The organism is Nitrospirillum amazonense (assembly GCF_029594735.1).
GTDB classification, from domain to species: Bacteria; Pseudomonadota; Alphaproteobacteria; order Azospirillales; family Azospirillaceae; genus Nitrospirillum; species Nitrospirillum amazonense.
This window is the reverse complement of record NZ_JARPAF010000004.1, coordinates 434,065-457,644: the sequence shown is the minus strand read 5'-3', so window position 1 is coordinate 457,644 and position 23,580 is coordinate 434,065. Positions and strand designations below refer to the sequence as shown.

At 67.5% G+C, this 23,580-nt stretch carries 22 protein-coding genes; 6 read left to right on the top strand and 16 right to left on the bottom strand.

Annotated elements, in window-relative coordinates:
• Positions 1 to 71 precede the first annotated feature (71 nt).
• From P5F91_RS22880 to proS, 4 genes are all read right to left on the bottom strand, one after another.
• On the bottom strand, positions 72 to 986 hold the full coding sequence (locus tag P5F91_RS22880; RefSeq protein ID WP_277908352.1) for a DNA-3-methyladenine glycosylase family protein: 915 nt from the start codon (positions 984 to 986) through the stop codon (positions 72 to 74).
• A complete protein-coding gene (locus tag P5F91_RS22875) occupies positions 983 to 1,720 on the bottom strand; it encodes an ABC transporter ATP-binding protein (protein ID WP_277908351.1) in 738 nt (245 codons plus the stop codon). Before P5F91_RS22875 ends, P5F91_RS22880 begins: the two co-directional genes overlap by 4 nt.
• Positions 1,713 to 2,993: a lipoprotein-releasing ABC transporter permease subunit gene (locus P5F91_RS22870; RefSeq protein WP_277908350.1), complete on the bottom strand. Its 1,281-nt coding sequence runs from the start codon at positions 2,991 to 2,993 to the stop codon at positions 1,713 to 1,715. The genes P5F91_RS22875 and P5F91_RS22870 overlap by 8 nt, the downstream gene beginning before the upstream one ends.
• A 120-nt stretch (positions 2,994 to 3,113) precedes the next feature.
• A complete protein-coding gene (gene proS, locus P5F91_RS22865) occupies positions 3,114 to 4,430 on the bottom strand; it encodes a proline--tRNA ligase (protein WP_277908349.1) in 1,317 nt (438 codons plus the stop codon).
• A 451-nt stretch (positions 4,431 to 4,881) separates the two neighbouring features.
• On the opposite strand from proS, the gene P5F91_RS22860 reads away from it, so the two are divergent.
• The gene (locus tag P5F91_RS22860) at positions 4,882 to 6,573 is read left to right on the top strand and encodes a methyl-accepting chemotaxis protein (protein ID WP_277908347.1); all 1,692 of its coding nucleotides are present in this window, start codon (positions 4,882 to 4,884) and stop codon (positions 6,571 to 6,573) included.
• 85 nt (positions 6,574 to 6,658) lie between these two features.
• Here P5F91_RS22860 and P5F91_RS22855 read toward each other — a convergent pair whose 3' ends face one another.
• From P5F91_RS22855 to P5F91_RS22845, 3 genes are all read right to left on the bottom strand, one after another.
• Complete coding sequence (locus P5F91_RS22855) at positions 6,659 to 8,476, bottom strand: DUF885 domain-containing protein (RefSeq protein ID WP_277908346.1); 1,818 nt, start codon at positions 8,474 to 8,476, stop codon at positions 6,659 to 6,661.
• A gap of 134 nt (positions 8,477 to 8,610) precedes the next feature.
• Complete coding sequence (locus tag P5F91_RS22850) at positions 8,611 to 9,156, bottom strand: hemerythrin domain-containing protein (RefSeq protein WP_186454506.1); 546 nt, start codon at positions 9,154 to 9,156, stop codon at positions 8,611 to 8,613.
• 86 nt (positions 9,157 to 9,242) lie between these two features.
• Positions 9,243 to 9,713 carry a hypothetical protein gene (locus P5F91_RS22845; protein ID WP_145608495.1) on the bottom strand — a complete coding sequence of 157 codons (471 nt, stop codon included), beginning with the start codon at positions 9,711 to 9,713 and terminating at the stop codon, positions 9,243 to 9,245.
• A 75-nt stretch (positions 9,714 to 9,788) separates the two neighbouring features.
• Here P5F91_RS22845 and P5F91_RS22840 point away from each other — a divergent pair, with 75 nt between their 5' ends.
• The gene (locus tag P5F91_RS22840) at positions 9,789 to 11,081 is read left to right on the top strand and encodes an NCS2 family permease (RefSeq protein ID WP_277908345.1); all 1,293 of its coding nucleotides are present in this window, start codon (positions 9,789 to 9,791) and stop codon (positions 11,079 to 11,081) included.
• A gap of 753 nt (positions 11,082 to 11,834) precedes the next feature.
• The gene (locus P5F91_RS22835; protein WP_145608498.1) at positions 11,835 to 12,734 is read left to right on the top strand and encodes a LysR family transcriptional regulator; all 900 of its coding nucleotides are present in this window, start codon (positions 11,835 to 11,837) and stop codon (positions 12,732 to 12,734) included.
• On the opposite strand, the gene P5F91_RS22830 is transcribed toward P5F91_RS22835, so the two are convergent.
• Complete coding sequence (locus tag P5F91_RS22830) at positions 12,735 to 13,292, bottom strand: DNA-3-methyladenine glycosylase I (RefSeq protein ID WP_145608500.1); 558 nt, start codon at positions 13,290 to 13,292, stop codon at positions 12,735 to 12,737.
• A 79-nt stretch (positions 13,293 to 13,371) separates the two neighbouring features.
• On the opposite strand from P5F91_RS22830, the gene P5F91_RS22825 reads away from it, so the two are divergent.
• The 3 genes from P5F91_RS22825 to P5F91_RS22815 all read left to right on the top strand — a co-directional run bounded on the left by P5F91_RS22825 (position 13,372) and on the right by P5F91_RS22815 (position 15,547).
• Positions 13,372 to 14,568 (top strand): iron-containing alcohol dehydrogenase, encoded by a 1,197-nt coding sequence (locus tag P5F91_RS22825; RefSeq protein ID WP_277908344.1) that lies wholly within the window; start codon positions 13,372 to 13,374, stop codon positions 14,566 to 14,568.
• Positions 14,569 to 14,597: 29 nt separating this feature from the next.
• Positions 14,598 to 14,936 (top strand): hypothetical protein, encoded by a 339-nt coding sequence (locus P5F91_RS22820; protein ID WP_145608504.1) that lies wholly within the window; start codon positions 14,598 to 14,600, stop codon positions 14,934 to 14,936.
• A 266-nt stretch (positions 14,937 to 15,202) separates the two neighbouring features.
• A complete protein-coding gene (locus tag P5F91_RS22815) occupies positions 15,203 to 15,547 on the top strand; it encodes a YXWGXW repeat-containing protein (RefSeq protein WP_211106805.1) in 345 nt (114 codons plus the stop codon).
• 111 nt (positions 15,548 to 15,658) lie between these two features.
• Here P5F91_RS22815 and P5F91_RS22810 read toward each other — a convergent pair whose 3' ends face one another.
• The 8 genes from P5F91_RS22810 to P5F91_RS22775 all read right to left on the bottom strand — a co-directional run bounded on the left by P5F91_RS22810 (position 15,659) and on the right by P5F91_RS22775 (position 23,566).
• Positions 15,659 to 16,192 carry a hypothetical protein gene (locus P5F91_RS22810; RefSeq protein WP_145608507.1) on the bottom strand — a complete coding sequence of 178 codons (534 nt, stop codon included), beginning with the start codon at positions 16,190 to 16,192 and terminating at the stop codon, positions 15,659 to 15,661.
• Positions 16,192 to 16,698 carry a hypothetical protein gene (locus P5F91_RS22805; RefSeq protein WP_145608509.1) on the bottom strand — a complete coding sequence of 169 codons (507 nt, stop codon included), beginning with the start codon at positions 16,696 to 16,698 and terminating at the stop codon, positions 16,192 to 16,194. Before P5F91_RS22805 ends, P5F91_RS22810 begins: the two co-directional genes overlap by 1 nt.
• A gap of 61 nt (positions 16,699 to 16,759) precedes the next feature.
• A complete protein-coding gene (locus P5F91_RS22800; RefSeq protein ID WP_040846278.1) occupies positions 16,760 to 17,023 on the bottom strand; it encodes a DUF1467 family protein in 264 nt (87 codons plus the stop codon).
• A 96-nt stretch (positions 17,024 to 17,119) separates the two neighbouring features.
• Positions 17,120 to 18,784, bottom strand: coding sequence for a ribonuclease J (locus tag P5F91_RS22795; RefSeq protein WP_277908343.1), 1,665 nt, complete (start codon positions 18,782 to 18,784; stop codon positions 17,120 to 17,122).
• 44 nt (positions 18,785 to 18,828) lie between these two features.
• Positions 18,829 to 19,620 carry a type III pantothenate kinase gene (locus P5F91_RS22790; RefSeq protein ID WP_145608512.1) on the bottom strand — a complete coding sequence of 264 codons (792 nt, stop codon included), beginning with the start codon at positions 19,618 to 19,620 and terminating at the stop codon, positions 18,829 to 18,831.
• A 17-nt stretch (positions 19,621 to 19,637) separates the two neighbouring features.
• A complete protein-coding gene (locus P5F91_RS22785; RefSeq protein WP_277908341.1) occupies positions 19,638 to 20,360 on the bottom strand; it encodes a biotin--[acetyl-CoA-carboxylase] ligase in 723 nt (240 codons plus the stop codon).
• A 62-nt stretch (positions 20,361 to 20,422) separates the two neighbouring features.
• A complete protein-coding gene (gene nuoN, locus P5F91_RS22780) occupies positions 20,423 to 21,862 on the bottom strand; it encodes an NADH-quinone oxidoreductase subunit NuoN (protein WP_145608514.1) in 1,440 nt (479 codons plus the stop codon).
• 18 nt (positions 21,863 to 21,880) lie between these two features.
• Positions 21,881 to 23,566 carry an NADH-quinone oxidoreductase subunit M gene (locus P5F91_RS22775; protein WP_145608516.1) on the bottom strand — a complete coding sequence of 562 codons (1,686 nt, stop codon included), beginning with the start codon at positions 23,564 to 23,566 and terminating at the stop codon, positions 21,881 to 21,883.
• Positions 23,567 to 23,580: the final 14 nt, after the last annotated feature.

The window sequence follows — 23,580 nt, the reverse complement described above, 5'->3', positions numbered from 1 at the left end:
CCAATACCAGCGACTCCACAGGACCACCCGACCGCGACATCCCGCCGCAGTCGACGGTCATGCCGACGGCCTCAGGCCAGGCTGGCCCACAGATGGGCGGTGGCCAGGCTGCGCCAAGGGGCGTGGGGCCGCATCAGCGTCGCCTGCTCCTCCGCCGTGGGGCGGCGATCCATGGCGTGGAAGCGCTGCAGGGCCGCCGCCAGGCCGGCGTCGCCCACCGGCACCCGGTCGGGCAGGCCGCAGCCGCGCATGAGGACGTAGTTGGTGGTCCACGGCCCGATGCCGCGCAGGGCCAGCAGCGCCGCCTCGGCAGCCGCCTCACCGGCTGGGTCGGTATCCAGCCGCTCCAGCGCGGCCAGGTCCAGTTGGCCCGCCACCGCCGCCTGGGCGGCATCGAGGAGGTAGCGTGCCTTGGAGCGGGAGAAGCGCCGGGCGGTCAGCACGTCCGGATCCAGGGCCGCCACCGCCGCCGCGTCCGGGTGCGCGATCATGCCCGACGGGTGCGGCCGGCCGGCCAGCAGGATCAGCTGGCGGCGCAGGTCCGCGGCGAAGGTCAGGTTGATCTGCTGACCGATGATGGCCCAGGCCAGCGCCTCGAACACGGTGGCCGCCAGGGGTGGACGAAAGCCCCGGCGGTTTCCCACCAGGCGCGCCGTCGTCGCGTCGTGGTCCGCACGCGCCTCCAGCCCGGCGGCGGCATCGGCCAGCGCCGGCGTCAGGCCCAGCATCCGCAGGGCCACCCGCTGGGCGCGCGCCAGGATCAGGGGATCGTCGCTGTCCATGCCCATCACCAGGGTACCGCCGCCGGCGGGTACCGTGAGGGTCAGCAGGTAGGCCCGGCCGTCGAACTCCAGCGCCTTGGTCAGCGCGGGGCCCGCCACCCGTTCCGCCGGGGCGTCGCGGTCGCGGTACCAGTCGCGGCCGTGATAGCGCCAAGCGGCGTCGGGGTCGAAGCCCGGCGGCAGGTCCAGGGTCAGCTGACTCAAGACTCCACCAGCACGCCGTCCCGCAGTTCCACCACCCGGTCCATACGCGCCGCCAGGTCCAGGTTGTGAGTGGCGACCAGGGCGCCGAAGCCATCTTTACCCGTACCGCTGCCCCGCACCAGGCGGGTCAGCAGGGCGAACACGTCGTCGGAGGTGTGGTGGTCCAGGTTGCCCGTGGGCTCATCCGCGATCAGCAGGCTGGGCCGGTTGGCCAGCGCACGGGCGATGGCCACGCGCTGCTGCTCGCCGCCCGACAGGCGGGCCGGACGGTGGCTGCCCCGCGCGGCCAGGCCCACCTGGGCCAGCAGCTCCTTGGCCCGTTCCCGCGCCACCGCCTTGGACACGCCGGCGATCATCTGCGGCAGGATGATGTTCTCCTCCGCGCTGAATTCCGGCAGCAGGTGGTGGAACTGATAGACGAAGCCGATGGTCTGCCGCCGCAGCGCGGTGCGGCCCGCATCGTCCAGCGTGGCGGCGTCGCGGCCGTCGATGCGGATGACGCCGCCGTCGGCATGCTCCAGCAATCCCGCGATGTGCAGCAGGGTGGACTTGCCGGCGCCGCTGGGCCCCACCAGGGCCACGATCTCCCCCCGGCGCACCGAACAGGCGGCACCGCGCAGCACCTCCAGCACCGCACCCGCCTGCTGGAAGCGGCGCACGACGCCGGACAGTTCCAGGACGGTGTCGCCCGTGGCGGGGATGATGGGCTGTTCCATGACGGACACGTCACTCATAGCGCAGGGCCTCCACCGGATCGAGGCGGGCGGCCCGCCAGGAGGGGTAGACGGTGGCGGCGAAGGACAGGAACAGGGCCATGACGCCCACCTGCGCCACCTCCATCCAGTCCAGCTTGGCCGGGATCTGGGTGAAGAAATAGATCTCGGCGTTGAACAGGTCGCGGCCGATGATGGCCTGCAGGAACTGGCGGATGGCCTCGATGTTCTTGGTGAACAGCACACCCAGCACCATGCCGAAGACGGTGCCGACCACGCCGATGCTGGCGCCCGTCAGGAAGAAGATGCGCAGCACCATGCCCCGGCTGGCGCCCATGGTGCGCAGGATGGCGATGTCCCGCCCCTTGTCCTTGACCAGCATGATCATGCTGCTGATGACGTTGAACGCCGCCACCAGGATGATCAGCGACAGGATCAGGAACATGACGTTGCGTTCGACGTCGATGGCGCTGACGAAGGCGGCGCTGCGCTGGCGCCAGTCATAGACGCGGTACTCCTGCCCCGCCGCGCGGGTGGCGGCGGCCAGGTAGGGGTCGATGTGGGTGGGGTCCTGCACGAACACCTCGATGGAGGTGTAGCCGTTGGCCACGCCGAAGAAGGTCTGCGCCGCCGCCAGGGGCATGAAGATCAGGCTGTTGTCCACGTCGTACATGCCGACGTCGAAGATGGCGGCCACGGGATAGGTGCGCGCGCGGGGGATGGAGCCGAAGGCCGTCTGGTTGAAGCGCGGGCTCACCAGGCGCAGCTGGTCACCCACATGCAGGTTCAAACGCTTGGCCATGCGGCTGCCGATGGCGATGCCGTCGCCCAGGTTGGCCTCGTCCCCCGTGGCGCCGGTGGCGGCACCGAAGGCCTCGGCCGCCCCCTCCACCAGATGGGTGGAGACGATGGGCCGGCGGCGGAAATCCTCCGGCGTGATGCCGTGGACATAAGCCGCGCTGGCCGTCCCGTCCTGGGTGATCAGGGCCTGGCCCTCCACCGTCGGCATGACGGCGGTGACGCCGGGCACGGTCAGCAGGCGCTGGGTGACCGCATCGTTCTCGGGCATGGGGCCCAGCAGGGACTGCACCTCCAGATGGCTGTACAGGCCCAGCACGCGGCCCAGCAACTCGGTACGGAAGCCGTTCATCACCGACATGACGATGATGAGGGTGGCCACGCCCAGGCCGATGCCCAGCAGGGAAAAGCCGGCGATGACGGAGATGAACCCCTCCTGCCGGCGCGCCCGGAGGTAGCGCATCGCGACCATGCGTTCGAAGGCGGAAAAGATCATTCGGGGGGCCGGGCCGTCGAGGTGGGAAGTGAGGAGGCAATGCACGTGATTCTGGGCGGAAAAAAGGCACCCGCCCTCTAGCATGCGCCAGAAGGGCGGGCCCCCCGTTTCCTGCCCTGGTCAGGCCTTGATCAATTCGGCCAGCGCCGCCTCAACCGGCAGCTCGCGCTTTTCACCGGTGGCGCGGCGCTTCAGCTCCACCACCCCGGCCTTCAGGCCGCGCGGGCCCACGGTCAGCTGCCAGGGCAGGCCGATCAGGTCCATGTCGGCGAACTTGGCGCCCGGGCGCTCGTTGCGATCGTCGTACAGCGTCTCCACGCCGGCGGCGTTCAGCTTGGCGTACAGGTCGTCGCACAAGCTGGCGCACGCGGCGTCATCGGCCTTCAGGTTGATCAGGCCCACGTGGAAGGGGGCGACCGCGTCCGGCCAGATGATGCCGTTTTCGTCATGGCTGGACTCGATGATGGCGCCCATCAGGCGGGACACGCCGATGCCGTAGCTGCCCATCTCCACCGCCACCGGCTCCCCGTCCGGGCCGGCCACGACGGCGCCCATGGGCTTGGAATACTTGGTGCCGAAATAGAAGATGTGGCCGACCTCGATACCGCGGGCGGAAACCAGCTGGTCCTCCGGCACCTCGCAGGTGGCGGGGTCGTGCTTCTCGTCCGTAGCGGCGTAGATGCTGGTGTATTTGGCGAAGAAGTCCTTCAGGTCGCTGCCGGCCTCGGGCGGGTTCTGCAGCACGTCCAGGTTCAGCCAATCCTTGTGGCAGAACACGCCGCTCTCACCCGTCTCGGCCAGGATGATGAACTCATGGCTGAGGTCGCCGCCGATGGGGCCGGTGTCGGCGCGCATGGGGATAGCCTTCAGCCCCATGCGGGCGAAGGTGCGCAGATAGGCCAGGAACATCTTGCGGTAGGACAGCTTGGCCCCTTCGGCGTCCAGGTCGAAGGAGTAATTGTCCTTCATCAGGAACTCACGGCCGCGCATGACGCCGAAGCGGGGGCGGATCTCGTCCCGGAACTTCCACTGGATGTGGTACAGGTTCTTGGGCAGGTCCTTGTAGCTGCGCACGAACGTCTTGAAGATGTCGGTGATCATCTCCTCGTTCGTGGGGCCGTACAGCAATTCACGGTCGTGACGGTCGGTGATGCGCAGCATCTCCTTGCCGTAATCGTCATAACGGCCCGACTGGCGCCACAGCTCCGCCGACTGGATGGTGGGCATCAGCAGTTCCTGGGCGCCGGCGGCGTCCTGCTCCTCCCGCACGATCTGCGAAATCTTGCGCAGGACCTTCCAGCCCAGCGGCAACCAGGCGTAGATGCCGGCGCTGGTCTGCCGGATCATGCCGGCGCGCAGCATCAGCCGGTGGGAGGCGATCTGCGCCTCCGCCGGGGTTTCCTTCAGGGTGGGCAGGAAAAACTGGGAGGAGCGCATCGCGGGAACCCGTCGCCTTCGTGAACTTGGATTACGGAAATGGAGCCGCGACTTTAGGCAATGACGTCCCCCCTGTCCATGGCGGCGGGAAAGGCGCCTTTGGCCGCGCCGCCCCACCCAAAAGATGCTCCGTGTCTACGCATGACGGGCACAACCATCCGATTTATGCAAGATAGCCATGCGCTTTGGAGTCGAACGTAAAATCCTGCGCCTATTACGGCAGTAATAATGATTGAATCACCAAATCTTGCGTCGATTGGAACGAAACACTCCACTTTATGGGAAACAATATATTAACGGCAATTTAAGAAAATTTCTAATATGTAAATGTTATCGCAATATCAGATGGAAGCCATGCATTGACCTTGAAATCCGGCTTGTGGTTTTTACCGGCCCTTAACCAATCGCTGCTATCACGCCGGGAAAGCCCGCCGCCGCAAGGACCGCAATCATGTTGGCCAATGCCAAAATTCTGACAAAGATTAACCTGGTCATCCTCGTCATGGCGCTTTCCGCCGTCGCCATCGGTATCGCCGGCTACATCGGCATGTCGACGCTGTCGGTCGCGGCGCACCGCCTGGACGTCATGGGGACCAACCTGCACCAGGCGGCGCAGCTGAACGCCAACGTGATCTACATGAACCGCGGTGAATACCGCATGGCCGCCGATCCCAAGGATACCGAGGACGTCGCCAAGAACGTCGCCGGCCGGGTCGATGAGTTCACCAAGAACATGACCCTGCTGGACCAGCAGGTGGAGGCCAAGTACCGGCCCATGCTGGCGGAGATCAAGACCGCCTTCGCCGCCTACAAGAAGGAATTCGACGGCACGATGGCGGCCAGCCGCAAGCATGCCGACCTGAAGAACGAGGCCGCCCGCCAGGAAATCCTGGACGAGGTCGCGCAGTCCCGCACCGCCTCCACCGCGCTCAGCAACAAGATCAAGGCGCTGCAGGAGTCCCTGGACGAGGACGGCACCGCCGTGGCGCAGGACGCCCAGACCGTCGCCCGCGACCTGACCATCATGATCGTCGCGGTCGCCGTCATCGGCATCGCCGTGGGCATCGTCGTCGGCATGCTGATCGCCCGCCGCGGTCTGGTCACCCCCATCACCCACATCGTGCGCAATCTGCAGGACCTGGCCCACGGCCGCCTGACCATCGAGATCTTCGGCACCGAGCGCGGCGACGAGGTGGGCGACATCGCCAAGACCGCCCTGGTCTTCCGTGACAACGCCCGCGAGGCGGAACGCCTGCGCGCCGAGCAGGAAAAGGAACAGGCCGCCCGCGTCGCCCGTGCCGCCGCCCTGGAAAACCTGACCCGCACCTTCGACGTGCAGGCCGGCGACGTCATCGGCGCTGTCGCCTCCGCCGCCACGCAGATGCAGGCCACCGCCAGCTCGCTGTCCGCCTCGGCCGAGCAGACCACCCGCCAGTCCGCCACCGTGGCCGCCGGCGCGGTGGAGGCCTCGGCCAACGTCCAGACCGTCGCCGCCGCCGCCGAGGAACTCAGCTCCTCCATCCAGGAGATCAGCCGCCAGGTGGCGCAGTCGACCACGGTCGCCGGCGACGCCGTGCGCCAGGCCACCCACACCGGCACCATCGTCGCCGGCCTGGAACAGACCGCCCAGCGCATCGGCGACGTGGTGAAGCTGATCACCGACATCGCCAGCCAGACCAACCTGCTGGCCCTGAACGCCACCATCGAGGCGGCGCGCGCCGGTGAAGCGGGCAAGGGCTTCGCCGTCGTGGCCAGCGAGGTGAAGAGCCTGGCCAACCAGACCTCGAAGGCCACGGAGGAGATCAGCACTCAGATCGCCCAGGTCCAGGAGGCGACGCGCGAGGCGGTGACCGCCATCGGCGCCATCTCCGGCACCATTGAGAACATCAACAGCATCGCCACCACCATCGCCTCGGCGGTGGAGGAGCAAGGGGCGGCGACGCAGGAAATTGCCCGCAACGTGCAGCAGGCGGCCGCCGGTGCCGACAGCGTCACCCAGAACATCCAGGGTGTGTCGCAGGCCGCGGATGAGACGGGCCATTCCGCCCATGACGTGCTGACCGCCGCCACCTCCATGGCGCGGGAGGCGGAGAAGATGCGGGGCCTGGTGGAACAGTTCCTGGTGGACGCCAAGGCCGCCTGAGGCGGACGACCTTGTCCTGAACGCCAAACGGCCCGGCAATCGCTCCCCGGGCCGTTTTCTTTGCCACCGTCCTTGGCGCGGCGGTTCAGCCCCGCCGCACGCGGGCGATATAGTCCCCCACCATGGTCTGCAGCACGTCCAACGGCACGGCGCCGGAGTTCAGGCCCACCTGGTGGAAGTCCCTGATGTCGAACTTGTCGCCCAGCGCGGTCTTGGCCTGGTCGCGCAGGCGGTTCCAGAGCGTGTGGCCGATCTTGTAGCTGCAGGCCTGGCCCGGCCAGGCGCAGTAGCGGTCGGTCTCCCGCGTCATGGCGCTTTCGGTGTCGCCCGTCAGGTCCACCATGTACTTCACCGCCTGCTCGCGGCTCCACCGCTTGTGGTGCATTCCGGTGTCGATGACGCAACGGCCGGCGCGGAACAGCAGGAACTTCAGGAAGCCGATGCGGCCCAGCGGATCGGCGTCGTACATGCCCAGCTCATCGGCCAGCTGCTCGGCATATAGGGCCCAGCCCTCGCCGTAGCCGGAGAAGAACATGTTGGCCCGGTAAAGCGGGATGCCCTTGGTTTCCTGCGCGATACAGCCCTGCAGATGATGGCCGGGGATGCCCTCATGATAGACGGTGGTGGGCAGCGACCATTTGGGCCATTCGGCCGTGTCGTGCAGGTTGAAGTAGATGGTGCCCACCCGGTCGCCTTCCAGCGGCGGGGATTCATAGTAGGCCAGCGGCGCGCCGGCCTCGATGGCGGCCGGCACACGCTGCACCCGCGCCTTGGCCTTGGGGATGTCGCGGAACATGCGCGGCAGGCGCGACGCCATGTCGTCCAGCTTCACCTGCAAATCGGCCACCAGCTGGGCCTTGCCCTCGTCGGTGTTGGGATAGTTGCTCTCGGGCCGGGCGCGCAGAGCCTTGATGCGCTCCGCCACCGTGCCTTGGGTCAGGCCCTGGGCCGCCAGCAGCGATTCCAGCCGCGCGCCGATCTCCTTGGCCTGGTCCAGGCCGATCTGGTGCACCTCATCCGGGGACAGGGTGGTGGTGGTGCTGGACTTCAGGCCCTGGGCGTACCAGGCCTCGCCGTCCTTGATGTGCCAGACGCCGGCGTCGTGCGTGGCCGTCTTGCGGGCAGCCTCCACCGCCGCGATCTGGCGGTCCAGCGCCGGGCCGACCTTGTCGGTGTAGATCTTGGCCGCCTGGGCGCCGTAGGTGTCGCCCAGGCCCTTTTCCTCGGCGCGTTTGGCGACGGAGGAAACCAGGCCCGACGCACCCGCGTCCACCCGCAGGGCACGCAGCTGGGTCAGGGTCGTGTCCAGCATGAAGTCGGCGGCCAGGATGCCCTGGGCGGCGTCATGCTTGAACTGCGCCGTCTCGGTGTCCAGCGCACCGGCGAAGGCCTCCAGACGCGCCAGATACGCATCCGCGTCGGCCTTGGCCTCGATGGGGTGGTGCACGTCCAGGAAGTTGGGAATGGACTGATAGGAACCCTGCAGCTGGCACAGCTCATAGGGCGATCCGCCGGAGCCGAAGGGGAATTTGCGGTTGCTCTCCACCGCCTCGGCCAGCACGTACTCCACGCTGTCGTAGTTCACGGCGTCGATGCCGGTCAGCGCCTTGCGGTCGATGGCCTTGAGGCGGCGCAGCTGTCCTTCCGTCACCGCGTTGTCGGCCTTGCGCCCGGCGGGGCTGCGGTCGTCCAGCTTGGCACGCAGGCCGGCCAGCTTGCCCGTGTCCATGCCGGCCATGGTGGCGCCTTCGGGGCTGCGCCGCAGATCTTCCTGGAAGAAGGTGTCCAGCAGGTGGTTAAGGTCGGCGGCGGGCTTTGAGGCATCGGCGGCAAAGCCGGGACGGACCGTGGCCAGGGCGACCGAGGCGGCGCTGGCGGCCAGGAAGGCGCGACGATTGAACATGAAGTCCCCATTATAATTTGATGGGCGAGACTACCGCCCCCGGGGACCGGGAAAAAGGCCGGGCCTGTAACGGAACGGTTACAGGCGGTGCCCGCGCCCCCCGGTGAGGAAGGGGCCGCGGGCGTCACGCGTCATCAGGAGTAGGCCTGGCCCCACTCCGCCATCAGTTCCTGCTTGCGGGCCTTGAGGCGCTCGCCCATCTCGTTCAGGTCCTCATCGCCGCGCTTGGCCTGCGAGAACAGGCCGCCGGGCTGCTCCTCCTCCTTGACGTGGTGCTTGATGTACTCACCCAGCACCTTGACCTTGGCGTCATAGAACTCGTCGCCGGGCTTCATGGCCTCGATCTCGGCGATGAGTTTCTTGGCGCCGTCATGCTCGACATAGGCCTCGTCCAGCATGTCGTCCTCCACCTCTCCCCGTTCCTCGGGATAGAAGATTTCCTCTTCGATGGCGGTGTGGACCTTCAGGGCCAGGGCGATCTTGTTGAACAGCGCCAGCTTCTCATCATCGCTGTCCAGCTGCTCGTACTCGTCGAACCAGCCTTCGACCTCGCGGTGGTCCTTCTTCAGCAGGCTGACCGCCAGCGGATCACGCGTGGCGGTGCGGCGCGTGCGGCGCGGCGTCGTGCGGGTCTTGGCCTTGGTATGGCTGCTGTGGGCGGTCTTGTGGGCCGTGGCCATGGGTGCGCTCCTTCTGCGGATGGTTGGCGCCGTTGTCGGGCCCCTGAAACCCTCCGCGCGCGCCCAAGGTTCCGCTTCGGTGCGCCTCAGCGGCCCGACAGCCCTTGCTGGCGGCAGAGCGCCGCCAGTTCATCCGCCGCCGGATCGGTCAGGGGCTGACCGTCGAACAGCACCTGGTCACCCACCACCGTCAGCAGGCCCAAGTAGGCGTCGGGCCTGCTTCGGGCCGTGCCGGGGGCCTGCGGCAGCGCGCGGGCCAGGCGCGCCGTCAGCGGGATCTCGATGCGCTGGGGTGCGGGCAGGCGGACGCCGCCGTCCAAATCGGCCGGCGCCACCGGGTTACCGTCCACATCCACGCCCGGCTGATAGGCGACATCGGGCGCCGGCTCATGCCGCACCGCCCATTGGCAGGCGGCGGGGTCGACGGCGATGGTCGGACCTTTCGACGTGCCCTTCTGCGCCCCCTCCTGGGACGCCCCTTGGGGCACCCCCTGCCCCCAGGCCGTACCGGCAGCCAGCACCAGCAGGCCGGTCATCACAGCGGCGATCCGCGGCATTGGCTTTGTCCTTGCTTGGCGAGGGCGTCCGCGCCGACCATGGGCGCGATCCTTAGAATAACGCGGGGGCATCACGTGCTTGATCGTTTTTTCGGGCTGACGCCCCATGGCACCACCGTGCGTACGGAAATCCTGGCCGGGGTCACCACCTTCCTGACCATGGCCTACATCATCTTCGTGAACCCCCAGGTGCTGGGCAAGGCCGGCATGGACCCAGGGGCGGTGTTCGTGGCCACCTGCCTGGCCTCCGCCCTGGGCTGCTTCATCATGGGGCTGTACGCCAACTATCCCATCGCGCTGGCGCCGGGCATGGGGCTGAACGCCTACTTCGCCTATTCGGTGGTGGGCGGCATGGGCTATCCCTGGCCGGTGGCGCTGGGCGCCGTCTTCCTGTCGGGCGTGGGCTTCACAATCTTGAGCCTGCTGCCGGTGCGCGAGGCCATCGTCAACGCCATCCCGACGGGGCTGAAGCATGCCATCTCCGCCGGCATCGGCCTGTTCCTGGGCCTCATCGCCCTGCAGAACGCCGGGATCGTCGCGGCCCATCCCGCCACCATGGTGACCCTGGGGCCCCTGGGCAAGCCGCAGGCCCTGCTGGCCTGCGCCGGCTTTCTGGCGCTGGTGGTGCTGGTGGCGCGCGGGGTCACCGGCGCCGTGGTCATCGCCATCATCGGCACGGCGCTGGCCGGCATGGCGCTGGGCGTCACGCCCCTGATCGCCAGCCCCGTCTCCCTGCCGCCCAACCCGGCGCCCACGCTGTTGCGGATGGATGTGGTCGGCGCCTTCAACATGGGCCTGACCGCCATCATCTTCGCCTTCCTGTTCGTCGACCTTTTCGACACCGCCGGCACGCTGGTGGGCGTATCCCACCGCGCGGGGCTGCTGGACGCCCAAGGCCGCCTGCCCCGGCTGAAGCGGGCCCTGCTGGCCGACAGCCTGGCCACCACCGCCGGCGCGGCCCTGGGCACCTCCACCGTCACCGCCTATATCGAGAGTGCCGCCGGCACCTTCGCCGGCGGGCGCACCGGCCTGACCGCCGTGGTGGTCGGCCTGCTGTTCCTGGCTGCCCTGTTCCTATCGCCGCTGGCGGCCGCCATTCCAGGCTACGCCACCGCTCCGGCGCTGTTCTACGTCGCCTGCCTGATGGTGCGCGGCCTGGCGGAAATCGATTGGGACGACGTGACCGACTCGGTCCCGGCGGTGATCACGGCCCTGGCCATGCCCTTCACCTTCTCCATCGCCGACGGCATCGCCTTCGGCCTGATCGCCCACTGCGCCATCAAGCTGCTGACCGGCAAGGGGCGGGAGTTGGGTTTGGCCCTGCCCATTCTGGCAGCACTCTTCACGCTGCGCTTCGCCCTGGCTTAAACGCCAGGGCCTTGATCCAAATAGGGAATTCCCTGGCTTTCGTTGAGTGAAATTTATGATTGGCCGCTGTTTTTGACCGAAAAGGCCGCCTTTCGGGCATCGTGCCTTGAAAATGATCAAAAAACAGATGACGGAATGATTTCGTCTCCCTATACTCCGCCCTCGTAAACACAAGGGCATAAAAAAGACCGCGCTCGCGATAGCGCGGCGCGGCCTTGAGTTTAGGGAGGAATCGCCACCAAGCGACTCAATGTCAGAGGGGGATGTACCCTCCAACGCTTGGATAATGCTACGCCGAGTTTTCGAAAGGCAAGCCCTAACGGAGGGCTAGCCTTTCTTTTTGTGCTTTTTCTGTGCTTTTGCATAATGATTGGTCAATTGCCCCGTTTATGGGCTGGTAATTGCTCAATATATAAGCTGGCGCTACCCGGCGACGCTTCGGAAGCGCTCCGCAGCGCAACAGAATCACCTCCGAATCATCCCCTTTTCATGTTGCGCCGCCGAAGCTCGGGCCGCCGTCTATCCGAAATGGCGGAGGTCACCCCTGCCGGACGACCGCGCCAACCGATCGCGCCTAGCACCGTCGGCCGAGGCGAAATGCCCAGGGCGACAGCAAAGCCCCCATGGTTGCGGTATCAGCCTGAATAATAGGCAATCGGCTACACACCGGGGCACCAGACGGCCGCCACATGGACGGCCGCCAAGATTTCCGTTTAAAATCCCCAGACCCTTTATTCATTGTCGCTCGTGATCATGACGACCACCGCCACCACCGCTTCCTTCCGGCCCCTGGACCTGGACGCCGTGCACGCCTTCGTGTTGGTGGCCACGCTGCGCAGCTTCACCCGCGCGGCGGAGGCGCTGGGCACCACCCAGTCGGCCATCAGCCTGAAGCTGAAACGCCTGGAGGACAGGCTGGGCCAGCGGCTGCTGGAGCGCACGCCACGCCAGGTGCGGCTGTCGTCGCAGGGGGCCGCCTTCCTGGAACCGGCCCGCCGGCTGCTGGCGGCGCATGACCAGGCGCTGGCCGGGCTGGAAGAGGCGCCGCACCGCCTGGTCATCGGCATCAGCGACCACGTCGCCGGCCGCGACCTGCCTGGCCTGCTGGCCCGCCTGCAAGGCCGCGACCCCACCTTGGTGATGGAGGTGCGCATCGCCGCCTCCCGCGACCTGGGCGCCCTGCTGGAACGGGGGGAATTGGACGCCGCCATCCTGCGGCTGGAACCACCCCTGGACGGACGCCCAACGGAACTGGCGACTGAGGCCGGGGAGCCGCTATTCATCGACCCCCTGTGCTGGTTCGCTGCCCCGGGCTGGGAGCCGCCCCCGGCCGCCCCGCTGCCCATCGCCACCTTGTCCGCCCCGTGCGGCGTGCGCGGCCATGCCGTGCGGGCGCTGGACGCCGCCGGCATTCCCTGGACCGAGGTGTTCGTGGGCGGTGGCGTCGCTGCGGTCGGTGCCGCCGTGTTGGCGGGGCTGGGCGTCGCGGCCCTGGCGCCACGCGCGGCCCCCCTGGGTGCCGTCGAGGTGGGCGGGCGCTTTGGCCTGCCGCCCCTGCCCAGCGCCCCGGTCGTGCTGCGCTCCGCCGTCAGCGACCGGCGCAGCCGCGCCGCGCTGGCCACGCTTGTGGCGGCGTTCCGCGCCGCCGGCTAGCTAATAGACAAACCCGTCGGCCACAGCCTTGCGCCACGGCTGGCCCAGCGCGGCCAGCTCATGATCCACGGGGCAGTCCTCGGCATGGGCCAGCGGCAGATAGCCGATGCTCATCAGGAATTCGCCCACGATCTCGCCGCCGGTAAAGCGGAAGGTGCGGCGGAACAACTTCACCCACTCCGCCTTGGTCAGGGGATGGTGCGCGGCGATCCAGGCGGCGAAGCCGCCGTGGCTGGCGCGCAGGGCCTGGATGACCCGGGCGTTGTGGATGGCGGCCTCGATCTTCAGACGGTTGCGCACGATGCCGGCGTCCTGCATCAGGCGCTCCACGTCATCCGGCCCCAGGGCGGCCACCTTGTCCACGTCGAAGCCATGGAAGGCGGCGTTGAAGGCGTCGCGTTTGCGCAGCACCACCAGCCAGGACAGGCCGGCCTGGTTGACCTCCAGCATCAGGCGTTCGAACAGCACCGCCTCATCCGTCGTCGGGAAACCATGTTCCCGCTCATGATAAGGCCCGTGGAAGGGATGGCCCGGGGCGATGGCGCAGTATCCCGACATGGGCTTAAATCCTGTGGTGAAGGGTAGGAGGACGAGGCGGGCGGATGCTAGAAGGGGACGCGGCAGGAGGAAACCCCAAATGACCCCAACGAACATCAATACCCATGTTGGCGACATCCATCACAGCGACTTCACGTTCGAGACCACGCCCCGCATCCTGGCCCAGGTGGGTGGGGCCGCGCGGCTGGGTGAGCTGGCGCGCGACCTGGGGGTGGGGCGCGTCTTCGTGGTCACCGATCCCGGCCTGGTAAAGGCCGGGGTGGTGGAGCCGGCCTTGGCCGGCCTGCGTGCCGCCGGCATCGAGACCGTGCTGTATACCGAGGTGCAGGCCGACCCGCCGGAGGCAGTGGTGCTGCACGCCGTGGCCGCAGCCCGCGCATCCCAGGCGGATGCCGTCATCGGCCTGGGCGGCGGCAGTTCCCTGGACACGGCCAAGCTGGTGGCCCTGCTGGCCGGCCATCCGCAAAACCTGCCCGACATCTATGGCATCAACCTGGCGCGCGGCCCCCGGCTGAAGCTGATCCAGGTGCCGACCACGGCGGGCACGGGCTCGGAGGTGACGGCCATCGCCATCGTCACCACGCCCAGCCATGAGAAGAAGGGCGTGGTCAGCCCCCTGCTCTATCCCGACGCCGCCGTGCTGGACGCGACGCTGACCCTGGGCCTGCCCCCGGCGGTGACGGCCATGACCGGCATAGACGCCATGGTGCACGCCATCGAGGCCTACACCAGCCGGCTGAAGAAGAACCCCCTGTCCGACAGCCTGGCCACCCGGGCGCTGATGCTGCTGTATGCCAACCTGCCCCGGGTGCTGGCCGACGGCCGCGACGTGACGGCCCGCGCCGCCATGCTGCAGGGTTCGCTACTGGCCGGCATGGCGTTCGCCAATGCGCCGGTGGCGGCGGTGCACGCCCTGGCCTATCCCCTGGGCGGCCATTTCCATGTGCCGCACGGCCACAGCAACGCCCTGGTGCTGGCCCCCGTCCTGGCGTTCAACCGCAGCCATGCGGAACAGGCCTATGCCGAGTTGGGCCGATTGATCGACCCGGCGTTGAGCGGCGCCGACGACCCCGCCGCCTCTCACGGTTTCGTGGACGCCATGACCCGCCTGGTCGGCGCCATGCCCTTCGGCCGGCGCCTGGCGGAGGTGGGCGTCACCGCCGGTCACATCCCCCTGCTGGCGGCGGACGCGATGAAGGTGCAGCGCCTGCTGGTCAACAACCCCCGACCCGTCACCCTGGACGACGCCGTGGCCCTGTACAGCGCCGTCCTCTGATCCCTTGAAAAAGAGCGTTCCCTTCGCCCATGACACCGACCCTGTCGCCCGCCGCCCGTCGCCGCTTGTTCCGCAACGTGCTGGCCTTTTTCATCACCCTGGTCGCCGTCTGCGTGGCGGCGGGGCTTATCGGCGGCACCATGGCCGTGGTGCTGGTGCTGCGCCTGGTGTTCGGCATCGGCGCCCTGTGTTCCGGCGTATGGATGTTCTTTCTGCTGGCACGCCAAATGATCCGCAACGGCCGCCCGCCCCATCCCTTCTTCTATGGCGGCTACGCCATCATCCTGGGCTGCCTGGGCGGCGTGGCGGTGCTGGGCGTCCTGATGCTGCTTCAGGTGGCGCAGCAGTTTTCCGGGGGCACGCCCTGATCTATCCCCAAGGCGGCAAATCGCCTCAGCCGGACCGGATAGCCAGGATGATCTAGTTGCCGGTGGGCATATGAACATTTTCCAATAGAGCGGACAAAATGTGGAGCCGGTGGCGACACCATTTTGCCATCAATCCTTGGCCTCATTGGCGGCGATGGCCGAGTGATTGGCGATTACCTGCGTTATGTATGACGGGAACTTGCCGTCTTCTTCGTAACAAGGGTGGCGCCAATGATATCGGCCCCGTCAAACCAAGAGGTGACCCCATGAAGTCCGTCATGAAGTCCGCCCGTGCCACCGTCAGCGCCGCCGCCCTGGCCGTGGCCCTGGCCGGTGGCCTGTTCATCGCCGGCGCCGGCACGGCCAATGCCCAGGTGGGCGTGGACCTGTGGGTGCGCGAGGCCCCGCCGCCGCCGCGCCATGAGGTGATTCCCCCGCCGCCGGAACCCGGCCATGTCTGGGTGGGCGGCCACTGGGCCTGGCATGACCGCTGGGACTGGGAGGAAGGCCATTACGCCGCCCCGCCCCATCCTCACGCCCATTGGGTGCCCGGCCACTGGCGCACCCGCCCCGACGGCCGCCACATGTGGGTCGAGGGCCACTGGCGCTGACCTGTGCGCCAGTCCTTTGACTGGCACCACGGCTGAATGAGAAAGGGCGGCATCCGGTTGACCGGTGCCGCCCTTTTCCCATGCCCTCTTTTCCATGCCCTCGGCCAAGCCTCAGCGGCGGCGGAAAGCGACGGCACCCAGGACCCGGTACCCCATGGAGGCGCTGAAGCGCTGGGTGGCGCGCTTGGTCGCCTCCTCCGCCGTGTCGGCCCCCACCAGGTAAACGCGGCCGGATACCCAATCGTCGACATAATCCGACGGCGCCATGCGGGCGGTCGCCGTCTCGCCGAAATCGGGGTTGGAGATGGTCAGTTCCCAGAAGTGCTGCGCGTTCAGGGTCTGACGGTCCAGCAGGACCAGGGGCTGCAGCCGCCGCTCGCGCAGGGCCTTGCGCTCCTTGTCCAGGTTGTCCAGTTCTTCGCGCAGTTCCTCCAACGTGGCGGTCACCGTGTCCATGGTGTTGGTGATCTGCTCCAGCTCACCGGAGGTGCCGTCGATCTCCTGCCGGAACTGGGCCACCAGGGCCTCGCGCTTCTCCAGTTGGCGGCTCAGTTCCAGCCGGCGCACCGTCAGTTCGCGCCACTGGCGGAACAGCAGCGCCGCCAGCAGGCCGATCATCAACAGCATCAGCCAACCCAGTTCCATCACGCCCCCCGACGGAAGCCGGTGGGGCGCAAGGGGCCCTTTTCCGGGAAGTGCATTTCAATCTGGCGCCGGGCGGCGGCTTCCGATTCAGCCCAGATGCTGCCGCGGTGGTCGACACCGCGCAGAGCGGGCGGCAGCTCGCGTCCTGGTTCCACCGTGGCCGACGGCATGAGGTTGCAGGCATACTCCTCCTTGTCCTTGGAGGGCTCGCCGATTTGGTGCAGGACGTAGAAGTCGCGGGCGCGCATCTCGTTGTTGTCGACGCGCAGCTGGGAAATGGCCATGCGCATCTTGGCGGCATCCGCCCGCTTGGAGCCGAGCGCCATGCGCTGCTGTTCCAGGAAGGACAGAACCTGCGTCTTCTCGTTGGAGACGGCGCGCATCTTGTCGGTGGAGGAGCCCAGCGACTTGCGCAGGCGCAATTCCACGGTCTGCCGCCACAGCCACAGCAGAATGGCGGCCAGCAGTAGCAGGGCGGAAAACCCCATCAGGATTTGGATCAGCATTCCCCAGACGACCAAACCGGCCCGTGCCAACCGCCGACCGGCCGCGCCAACCCCACCCGCCTCAAGAAGGGGCGTTCCCCGGGGGATCGAACAGCTGATCGTAGTTAATGAGGCCAAAATGAAAAACAGCCCAGACGAGCCCGAGAATTACCGCTGAAATCAGGCTCGTCCATATGAATTTGCGCTTGAGATCGGGAAATACCGGGGCGCCGGGATCGTTGCCCTTTTGCGGGCTGTCATCGCGCCGCACGCCAATGGGCAGCACCGCGAACAGAACCACCCACCACAGCGTGAAATAGACCGCGACCAGCGTGACCAGGCTCATGACGCTTCCCATCCCGTGGGCCCGTGATCAGCGCAAGGAAAGGCGCGCACGGGCCGTTTTGGCGGCGTCCCAGGGGCGCCGCTTCCCCTGCCCGGCCTACACCCGCACCAGGTGTACCTCGGTCACCGGCTTGCGGCCCTGCGCCGCATGGAAGGTGCGGCGCACCGCCAGCCGCGCGGCCTCGGTCACGGCCACATCGTCACGCCGCTCCGCCTCGGCCAGCTTATCGACCGCTTGGCCGATGCCTTTGACCAGCCCCTCGATGAACAGCGCGTCCTCTTCCCCGTCCAGCAGGCCGATGACCGACAGCTTCGGGTCCGCCAGCAGCTCGGTATCGTCCATCACCAGCGTGACGACCGCCGCGCCGTTGAAGACCATGCGGTTGCGGGTACGCAGCAGATTTCCGCCCAGGGGCACGAGGCGGCGACCGTCCAGGCACAACTTGCCCGAGGGCACGGTGCCGATGATCTCCGGCTCGCCCGGACCGATGCGGATGACGACGCCATTCTCGGGCACCAGGGCGCGCGGCACCTGGCATTCCAGCGCCAGGTCGGCATGGGCCTTCAGGTGGCGCTGCTCGCCATGCACCGGCACGGCGAGGAAGGGGCGCACCCACTGGTACATCTGCGCCAGCTCATCCCGCGCCGGATGGCCGGAGACATGGACGTCGGCGTCGCTGGCCGTCACCACCTCGATGCCACGGCGGATCAGGCCGTTCTGCACCTTGGCGATGGCCTTCTCGTTGCCGGGGATCTCGCGGGAGGAAAAGACGACGACGTCGCCCGGCTCCAGGTCGATCTCCGGATGGTCGCCGTCGGCGATGCGGGCCAGGGCGGCGCGCGGCTCCCCCTGGCTGCCGGTGCAGATCAGCACCTGGGCCTCGCGCGGCAGATAGCCCACGTCATGCTCGGTGACGAAGGGCGGTAGGTCCTTGAGATAGCCGGTGGCGCGCGCCGCCTCGTTGATGCGGCGCAGGCTGCGGCCCACCAGGGCCACCTGGCGATCGTGCGCGGCGGCGGCCTTGGCGATGGAATGCAGGCGGGCGACGTTGGTGGCGAAGCAGGCCACGGCCACACGGCGACCGGGGTAGCGGCCAATCAGCTCCTCCAGTCCCACGGCGACCGTGCCCTCTGAACCCGAGGTGCCGGGCACGGTGGCGTTGGTGCTGTCGCAGACCAAGGCGGTGACCCCCTGGTGGCCTAGGGCGATCAGCGCCGCCTCGTCCACCGGCGCGCCCACGCGGGGATCGGGGTCCAGCTTCCAGTCTCCGGTGTGCAGGACCGTGCCGCCGGCGGTGCGGATGACCAGGGCGTTCGGCTCGGGGATGGAATGGGTGAGGCTGATCAGCTCGATATCGAAGGGGCCGACCTGGAAGCGGCCGGACAGCGGCACCTCGATGATCTGCACCAGGCCGCTGAACTCCGTCTCGCGCAGCTTGGCGCGTAGCACGGCCGCGGTGAAAGGGGTGGCGTAGACGGGGCAGCGCAGCTCCGTCCACAGGTACTGCACGGCACCCAGGTGGTCTTCATGCGCGTGGGTCAGCACCAGGCCCGCCAGATCCTCCCGCCGCTCGGCGATGAACTCGGGGTCCGGCATGACCACGTCCACGCCCGGCGCGGCATCATCGCCGAAGCTGACGCCCAGGTCGACCATCAGCCATTTACCGGCATAATGGTAGAGGTTGAGGTTCATACCGATTTCGCCGGACCCACCCAACGGCAGGAAATACAGGGCGTCGGGGGACAGCAAATCGTCGATCATGGAAACCTGGAAAACGGGAAACGGCGGGACGGGCGAACGGGGCGTCAGCCCCCTGATTTGGCGTTGCGGCGATGGATGAGCAAGAGCCCGCGTAAGGTCAGGTCGCTGTCGATGTGGTCGACCATGCCCGTCTCCTCCGCGAACACCCGCACCATGCCGCCGGTGCCGATGACGGTGACGGGGGGCGTGCCGGTGGGCGACAGCTCCGCCTTGATACGGCGCAGCAAGCCCTCGATCATCGCGGTGTAACCCCAATACATACCGGACTGCATGGCACCCACCGTGCCGCGGCCGATGACGCGATCCGGCTTGGCGATGTCCACCTTGGGCAATTGGGCGGCCACGCGGTGCAGGGCGTCCAGCGACAGGGTGGGACCGGGGGCGATGATGCCGCCGGCGAAGGCGCCATCGGCATCGACCACGTCGAAGGTGGTGCCGGTGCCGATATCCAGGACCACCAGCGGCGCCTTATATCGTTCCGTTGCCGCAACGGCGTTGACCAGACGATCGGCGCCGGCCTCGCGCGGGTTGTCGATGCGGATCTCAATGCCGACATCCACCGCCGGGTCACCGATGCGCATAGGCACGCAACCGAAATGATCCTTGCATAGCCGGATGAGGTCTGGTGTGGCCGCCGGCACGACGGAGGATAGGATGGCGGCGTTGACATCCCGGGCCACGAGGCCCTTCAGCGCCATGGCCGAGGTCAGCCACACCGCGTACTCGTCGGAGGTGCGGCGGCTGTCGGTGGAGATGCGCCAGCGGCCCCGGGGCGTGTCGCCGTCATAGATGGCGAAAACCACGTTGGTGTTGCCGGCGTCGATGGCGAGCAGCATGGGGCGGGCTCCCTGTCTCAGGCGGTCTGCCGGGCAGCATGGGGGAAAAAGACGTCCCCGGCCGTGACCTTCACCAGCCCCTGGGGCGTTTCCACCAGCAGCGCGCCATCAGCGTCCAGATCGACCAGGCGGCCCTCGAAGCTGCGGTCGTGCAGGCGGACGGTGACGGGGCCGCCGATGCCCTGGGCAGCGTTCAGCCAGGCGGCGCGCACGGGCGCGAAGCCATAGTCCTGCCAGCGGCGGTACCAGCGGTCAAAGGCGCAAGCGTAGGCCGCCATGACCAGGTCCGGCTCCACATCCGCGCCCTGGGCCAGCAGCGAGGTGGTGGCGTAGCCCGGGGTGTCCGGATGGTGTCGAACATTCATGCCCATGCCGACCGCCACCCAGGCGACGCCGCCGTCCGTCTCGGCCTCGGATTCCAGCAGGATCCCGGCGATCTTGGCACCATCGACCAGGACATCATTGGGCCATTTCAGCTTGGGTGCCGCGGCGACCAGGCCATCCACCGCCTCCCCCGCCGCCAGGGCGGTGACGAAGGACAGCTCGGCCGCCCGCTGTGGCGTGCCGCCGGGCCGCAGCAACAAGGTGCAATAGAGATTGCCGGGCTCGGAAGTCCAGGACCGGCCGCGCCGGCCCCGGCCCGCCTCTTGACGAACGGCCCGCACCAGCGTGCCTTCCGGCGCGCCAGAACGGGCCATGTCCTTGACGATGTCGTTGGTGCTGCCGCAACGCTCCAGCACCGTCGGCCGGATCCACTCCGGCAGACGGTGGGACGGGGCGCCGGGATTCAGCGCCCGCCCGCTCAATGGAACAGGCTGGCGGCGGCGGCGGCGGCGCTGTTCAGCACCGGGGTGCCGATCACCAGGGCCACCGGGAACACCACCAGGGCGGTGGCGGTGACGACCCAGGACAGGCCGGCCGTGGGGCGGTCCAGCGGCTCCTTCACGTCGTCGAACCAGGAGACCTTACAGATCTTCAGGTAGTAGTAGAGGCTGATGCCGCTGGTCAGCGCCATGATGATGGACAGCGGGTACAGCCCGGCCTTCCACGCGGCCATGAACACCAGCAGCTTGCCGAAGAAACCGGCCGCCGGCGGCACGCCCGCCATGGAGAACATGAAGACGGCCAGGGCCAGGGCCAGCATGGGATTGGTCTTGGAGAGGCCCGCCAAGTCGGCGATCTCTTCCACGGCCTTACCTTTCTGGCGCATGCCGATGATGATGGCGAAGGTACCGACGGTCATCACCAGGTAGATCGCCATGTAGATCAGCACGGCCTGCACGCCCTCGGCGGTGCCGGCCGCCACGCCGACCAGGGCGTAGCCGATGTTGGCGATGGAGCTGTAGGCCATCAGGCGCTTGATATTGCTCTGGCGGATGGCCGCCAGAGAGCCCACCACCATGGAGGCGACGGAGCAGAACTCGATCACCTGGCGCCACTGCGGCAGCAGGGAACCGAAGGGGCCCTCCAGCACGCGGATGAACAGGCAGATGGCGGCCACCTTGGGGGCCACGGCGAAAAAGGCCGTGACCGGGGTGGGGGCGCCCTCGTACACGTCCGGCGTCCACATGTGGAAGGGCACGGCGGAGATCTTGAAGGCCAGGCCGGCGGCCACGAACACCAGGCCGACGATGACGCCCAGGGGCGCCGGGCCGGCCTGCAAGACCTGGGCGATGGTGATGAAGTTGGTGGTGCCGGCGAAGCCATAGATCAGGCTGATGCCGTACAGCAGCATGCCGGAGGACAGGGCACCCAGCACGAAGTACTTCAGGCCGGCCTCGGTGCTCTTGGCGTAATCGCGGCGGAAGGACGCGATGACATAGAGCGACAGGCTCTGCAGCTCCAGGCCGACATAAAGGGTCAGCAGGTCGTTGGCCGACACCATCATCATCATGCCGACGGTCGCCAGCAGCATGAGCACCGGATATTCGAACCGGTCCATGTCCTCACGGGCGATGAAGTTCTGGGCGATGATGATGGACAGGCCGGTGCCCAGCAGGACCAGCAGCTTGGAGAAGACGGCGAAGCCGTCGGTGATGAACAGGCCGGAGAAGGCCACGTCGTAGCCTTCCTGGCGGACCAGCAGCACGGATGTCGCCACCAGCGCCACCACGGCCAGGCCGCTGACCAGGCGGGTGCCATTCTTGCCGCTGAACACACCCAGCATCAGCAGCGCCAGCGCCGCCACGGCCAGGAAGATCTCAGGCAGGGCCGGGATCAGATCGGTAAGGACAGGTTGCATGGATCGTTTCCCGCTGGATCAGTGGCCGGCGTCGGGGTTGGCATCCGCCTTGGGCTCGCTCTGCGCGGGCGTCTCGGCGGGTGTTTCAGTAGTGGACGGCTCAACCGCCGGCTCGGTGCCCGGCGTCTCACTCGTCGCCGGGTGGGCCGAGAGGGTCCCGGCGTTGGCGGCCGGGACGAAGGCGGAGGCCGGGTTGGCAACCGGCGGGGTCAGTCCCTCGGCGGCCAGGGCTTCGCGGTGGTGCGACAGGATATGGTCCAGCGAGGCGGCGTACACGCTGCTGAAGCTCTTCGGATAGACGCCCATCATGATGACGATGGCGACCAGCGGGGCGAAGTAGAGGATCTCCTTCCCGTTCAGGTCGGGCATGGCGATCACGTCCGGCTTCTCCAGCTTGCCGTAGAACAGCTTGCGATAGAGCAGCAGCATGTAGGCGGCGCCGAACACCAGGCCGGTGGAGGCGAACAGGCCCACCCAGGTGTTGGCCTCGTACGCGCCCAGCATGGACAGGAACTCACCCACGAAGCCCGAGGTGCCGGGCAGGCCGACCGAGGCCAGCATGAACAGCATGAACACCACGGCGTACTTGGGCATGTTGTGCGCCATGCCGCCGTAGCGCGCGATTTCACGGGTGTGCAGGCGGTTGTAGACCACGCCGATGCAGAGGAAGAGCGCCGCCGACACCACGGTGTGCGACAGCATCTGGAACATGGCGCCGTCCAGGCCCTGGGCGTTGGCGGCGAAGATGCCCATGCTGACGTAGCCCATGTGAGCCACGGAGGAATAGGCGATCATCTTCTTCATGTCGGTCTGAGCCAACGCCACCAGCGAGGTGTAGATGATGGCGACGACCGACATCACGAACACCAGGTTGGTGTAGGTGGCCGAGCCGATGGGCAGCATCTGCAGGTTGGCGCGGATCAGACCGTAACCGCCCATCTTCAGCATGACGCCGGCCAGCATGACGGAGCCGGCGGTCGGCGCCTCCACGTGGGCGAAGGGCAGCCAGGTGTGGAACGGCCACATCGGGGTCTTCACCGCGAAGGCGGCGAAGAAGGCCAGCCACAGGATCTTCTGCATCGACGGATCGAAGGTGTGGTCCAGCATCACTCGCATGTCCATCGTGCCGACCTGCAGGTACATGGCGACGATGGCCAGCAGCATCAGGACGGAGCCGATGAAGGTGTAGATGAAGAACTTGTAGGCGGCGTAGATGCGGCCCGGACCACCCCACACGCCGATCATCAGGAACATCGGCAGCAGGACACCTTCGAAGAAGATGTAGAACAGGATGAAGTCCAGCGCGGTGAACATGCCGACCAGCATGGTCTCCAGCAGCAGGAGCGACATCATGAACTCCTTCACCCGCTTCTCGATGCTGTCCCAGGAGGCCAGCACGCAGACGGGGGTGAGGAAGGTCGAGGCCAGCACGAACCAGACGGACACGCCATCGATGCCGCGCAGGTACTGGATGCCCAATGCCGGGATCCAGCTGTGTTCCTCCACCAGCTGGAAGCCGGCGCTGGAGGGGTCGAACTTCACCAGGATGAACAGCGAAACGATGAAGGTGAGAAGCGAGGTCGCGAGGGCGATCGCCTTCGCGTTCCGCGCCACGGCCTGTTCTTCGCCGCGCACCAGCAGGATGAGTAGGGCGCCAATCGACGGAAGGAACGTCGTCAGCGACAGGATCGGCCAATCAGCCATCTTAGATGCCTCGT